This is a genomic window from Pirellulales bacterium, from assembly GCA_036490175.1.
In the GTDB taxonomy this organism is placed as follows: domain Bacteria; phylum Planctomycetota; class Planctomycetia; order Pirellulales; family JACPPG01; genus JACPPG01.
Window position 1 is genome coordinate 1 of record DASXEJ010000059.1, and the last position, 4,702, is coordinate 4,702.

The following is a 4,702-nucleotide window of genomic DNA, read 5'->3' on the forward strand; positions in this document are numbered from 1 at the left end:
CGAATCATACCGCGCGGCGGGCACTTTGGCGAACCGGGGGCTTGGGTCTTCGGTTCCAGAACCGGCTTTTTGTGACCTCCGACGGCAACGCCCCACGCATGTCGACGGATGTTGTGGCCAAATGCCTCTGTGTTTCGGAGATGGCAAGTACGTTTTTCGCACGCCGAAACGAAACGCCGACAGGCCGCTAAAAACCGAGATCGCTTAGTCCTAGGTGGTCTTCTGGGCGACGCCCCAAGGGCCAATGGTACTTGCGGTCCGCCGGCTTGATGGGCAAGTCGTTGATGCAGGCAAAGCGGATACGCATCAGGCCATCTTCATCGAATTCCCAGTTCTCGTTGCCGAAGGAACGAAACCAGTTTCCCGAGTCATCGTGCCATTCATACGCAAAACGGACAGCGATGCGGTGATCGTGGAACGCCCAAAGCTCTTTGATCAGGCGATAGTCGAGTTCTTTCGCCCATTTGCGAGTCAGGAAAGCGACAATCTCGCGGTTTCCGTTGACAAATTCCGAGCGGTTCCGCCAACGCGAGTCGGGCGTGTAGGCCTGAGCCACTTTTTCCGGATCGCGCGAATTCCAGCCATCTTCCGCCAGGCGTACTTTTTCGATGGCGGTGTCTCGACTAAACGGCGGCAGCGGAAGATGTTTCGCCATGGTCGTTTCCCATTATGGTGATTCGCAGCTTACTTGGCCCCGTCGGGACCGACAAGCTGACTGAACAGTGCGGCGGCGTGGACACGATGGCCAAAATCGTTCGGATGGTTGACGCCGTTGCCCGTCAGGTCGGCATTACTCTTTCGGCTGCGCATGTCGCCCCAGAGCGTGGTCAGATCGGCCAGGGCAACCTGCGGACCGACCAGTGATGCGATGGCATCGCGATGCGGCTGAAATTGATCGGCCGGGGTGTGGACCCAATCGGAATTGCCCCACATCGGCGCGACCAGCAGGACCTCGGCCTGGGGCTCGGCCACTTTGATCCGCTCGAGCATCGTGGACAGCCCTTTGCGAAATGCTTCCGGGTTGCGGCCGCCAAAATGATTCATGCCGTAGGCGACGATCACCAGATCGGGATGCGACTCGAGCAGCTTGGCCAGATCGTCGAGCCCTTGCCCAACACCCCAACCCCCGACGGCGCGATTGACCAACGTCACTTTGCCGCCGAAGGTGGCCGCGAGTTGGTCGGCCAGCAATTCGGGGAAGGCCGGCATGTGCGGTGCAGCGCCGGTCACGCCCGAGGCGTTCAATCCGGCCGAAATGCTGTCGCCGCTGACGGCGATCGTGACGGGTTCGCGGGCGGCAAGTTTTCCGAGCACGCGGCGCAGCGAGCCACCGCTGGTGGCCGGCTGAAAGCCGCTCCAGGGCTGGGCGGCCTCATAAGTGATTTCGACCTGTTGGTCATGAAACCAATGGCCGTTGTCGAACAGAACCGCGCGCGACGGATCGCCCGCCTTGTCGCCAATGCTGCGCGGCGCTCCCTTCGGCGGAAAAAAATCGGCCGGCTCCAAAAACGGGATGCGCGAACCGGGCGGCGCCGTGAGCCGCCCCTCGGCGTCGACGCGATAATCTTTGCCTTCGTCGAAGGTCTCGGCGCCATCGGCGCGGGCCACCTTCAACACGCGCTTCGGCACCCGCAGCAAGCGCGAGCTGGGAACGTGCGAATCGCCGTCGGCAACAAAGAGCGAGCTTTCGGCATAAACGATCGGTGAGCTCCAAAACGGTTCGGTCAACCGCCAGGTCGCCACCGGCGGCGCGGCCGTGCCCGGCGCAGCCTGGTCTTCCGCGGCGGCGCAATCACGCTGGAGCCACAACGCCATAGATAAGAGTTGGCCGAATGCGATGCCGGCGTTCATGAATCGTTTCAAAATTCGTATCCCTCCAATGAATGGTGCGTCGAGGCCGATCCGCCAGATTATACAACGCCGGCTGTCCGAGTGTTTTAATGACGATGGCAAAGAAATCGCCAAGGTTGACGGGATTCCGGGATTCGAGAAAGGCGTCGGCGATCCAAGAAGGTCGACAAGGCCTCAGCCGTGCCAGCGGCGGCTATCTCGGCTTCTCTTTGCCATCGTGAATCGCGTTAGTCGCTTGTCGGCTGACCGGCAACGAGGAGCCTGGCCAAGGTTTGGGCCAGATTGTCGAGCGAGTTATAGTCTGGCAACGTGACCGTAAGCCGTGGCTTGCCTCCTTCGCTTGCATCGACGCAGCTTGCCAATCCGTCGCGCAAGCTGTTGATCAGCGCGAGTGGCGGCGGCGAGGCAGGTGTCTCGGCGACTAGCTCGCTGAGAAGTTTGAACGCCGCGCCCAACAGCTCGCCGCCAGCGGCAGCCACGCGCTCGCGGTGTGAATCGGTAAGTCGCGTTGCAGTTTTTTCTTCCTGCCGGCGGACCGATTGGTCGATCGGCGCCTCGCAGCGAGCGCCGAGCAATACCTCCAAGCGGCCCTTCAATTCCTGCATGCCGCTGGCCACATCGACCGCATCGACTTCGGACTCGACGTCCAGCGCAGCCAGCGCTAAATCCTTCTTGGCGGCAACCGTCGCCAGAAGACTTTCCTCGATCGTGCCTTCGGTCACCAGGACGAACACCTGGACGGGCTGCTGCTGGCCCATCCGATGGGCACGGGCGATGCGCTGTTCGAGCACTGCCGGGTTCCATGGCAAATCGACGTTGATCACGGTATTGGCGGCTTGCAGGTTCAAGCCGGTCGAGCCCGCATTCGTGGTCAGGAACAGCCGGCAATCGGCGTCGGTTTGGAAGCGGTGGACCAACTCCTGGCGCCTTTTCTGCGGCACACTGCCGTCAAGCCGGACGTAGGCAAGCTTTCTCTTGTGCAACAGTGGCTCGATCATGTCGAGCATCGTGGTCCACTCCGAAAAGACGATCACTTTGCGCGCCTCTTCCTCGAACAAGGACTCGAACAGTTCGTCGAGCCGCTCCAACTTCGTCGAGTAACCGGGCCGCTGTTTGTCGACCAGGACCGTGCTGTCGGCCGTCATGCGACACATGAGCAGTTCTTTTTGCAGTCGCAGCAGATCCATCTCGCTGATGAACTTCTTGCGCACGATCGCGGCCACGATCTGCATGTGGGCCTGGTGCATGACCAATTGCTCTTCGCTGGGAGCGATGCGCACAAATTCGGTCGTCCGCTCGGGCAATTCGAGCCGGACATTCTCGCGCGTGCGCCGTAGCAGGACTGGCTTGAGTGTTTCACGAAGTTGGCCGAGATTCTTATAGCCGAGCACCTTTCCTTTTTCGTCCACCACGCGGTGCTGGTTGAAGAATCGAAAACCAGGCCCCAGACGGCGATCGTCGACGAACTGGACAATCGAATACAGATCGTCGAGACGATTTTCCAGGGGTGTTCCGGAAAGCACGAGCGCGAAGCGGGACCGCAAGCATTTGATCGTCCGACTGGTCTTCGATTCCCAGTTTTTGATCCGTTGTCCTTCGTCCAGAATGATCAGGTCCCAGGAGTTGCGCTCGATCGCCAGCAAATCACGCAGGACTTGCTCGTAATTGCAGACGGTGAAGAAACAGTCGTTGTCGTATTGTGCCTGCCGTTCGGCGGCAGCGCCATGCACAAGCTGTACGTCGCGATCGCAGAAGCGGTCGATTTCGCCGCGCCACTGCGACTTGAGCGATGCCGGGCAGACGATCAGCACCTTGCTGATTTCCATCTCGCGGGCCAAGAATTCGGCCACGCCGATCCCCTGCATGGTCTTGCCCAAGCCCATGTCGTCGGCCAAAATCGCCCGGCCTGCGCCTGCCGCAAACGCGATGCCATCCAACTGATAGGGCAACAGCGGAAACTTGAGCAGCGTGGCGCACAGCGCATGCCTGGCCGGATCTCGCCGAATCTCGGCGGCGATGCCGCGGAGGCGCTCTTGCGACATCCTTTGTTGGATGAATTCCTCGGCGTCGGGATAAATCATCACCTCGTTTCCGAGTCGTTGCAAGCGGGCCACGCGCTTCAGCAGATCGTGCAGATCCTCGATCGGCCGATCGGCCAGCGGGGCGACGATCTTGCGCACGTCCTCGCCGAGGTGATCGGGCACGAGCAGCCGCAACGTCACCTCGTCGGCATAACGCATGTGGAGCGCCAAGCCCTGCACGCGAAATCGCCGGCCGAGTTGCCGGGCCGTAAAGCGGCGTTTGGCGCCGGCGATGACGCGCAGTACGTGCTTACACGTTCCCAAAGTATTGGTGCGGAAATCGGGACAGGAACAGTATGACTCGCCCGGCTCGACTCCCCGCAGCGCGACACGATACGTTTTGCCGCTCAGGTGGTTACGGACGACGTAGTCCGTCCAAGGCTGCGCGGGGTCAACCGCCCGGACCGACATTTTTTCGGTCCGGGCGCGCTCGGCCCGTTCCATCAGGGCGCGCCGCGTCAGTTCCTCATGGGCCAGGCTTTCGACGGGTTCTCGCGGCTTGGGGGGCGCGGCGAGTCCCAATGCCAGCTTCTCCTCCAAAATGAGCGAGAAGGCAGCCCCAACGTGTTGGCAAGCCCGACCGCAGCGATTGCAGCAGAAATGGAGGCGGTTGCGAGCCTCGGCCATCAGGGTAATCGTGACGGTCAGCGGCGAACCGTCGAGCGAGTCGCCAGGGAAGCGGACCCGAAACAGGTCGGCTCCTAGAAAGACGTCGTCGCGAAGGTTGAACTCCCAGGTGTTGGCGTGTCGGCCGATCAACTGCCGCCCCT

General features: G+C 61.3%; 3 protein-coding genes. All 3 read right to left on the reverse strand.

Translation table 11 applies throughout. From position 1 onward, the window contains the following. Nucleotides 1–187: 187 nt before the first annotated feature. On the reverse strand, nucleotides 188–655 hold the full coding sequence (locus VGG64_04010) for a nuclear transport factor 2 family protein (GenBank protein ID HEY1598739.1): 468 nt from the start codon (nucleotides 653–655) through the stop codon (nucleotides 188–190). Nucleotides 656–684: 29 nt separating this feature from the next. Further along, nucleotides 685–1,863 (reverse strand): SGNH/GDSL hydrolase family protein, encoded by a 1,179-nt coding sequence (locus VGG64_04015; GenBank protein HEY1598740.1) that lies wholly within the window; start codon nucleotides 1,861–1,863, stop codon nucleotides 685–687. Between the two features lie 215 nt (nucleotides 1,864–2,078). Continuing rightward, nucleotides 2,079–4,702 (reverse strand): DEAD/DEAH box helicase (locus tag VGG64_04020; protein ID HEY1598741.1); only part of this gene is annotated, 2,624 nt, incomplete at its 5' end.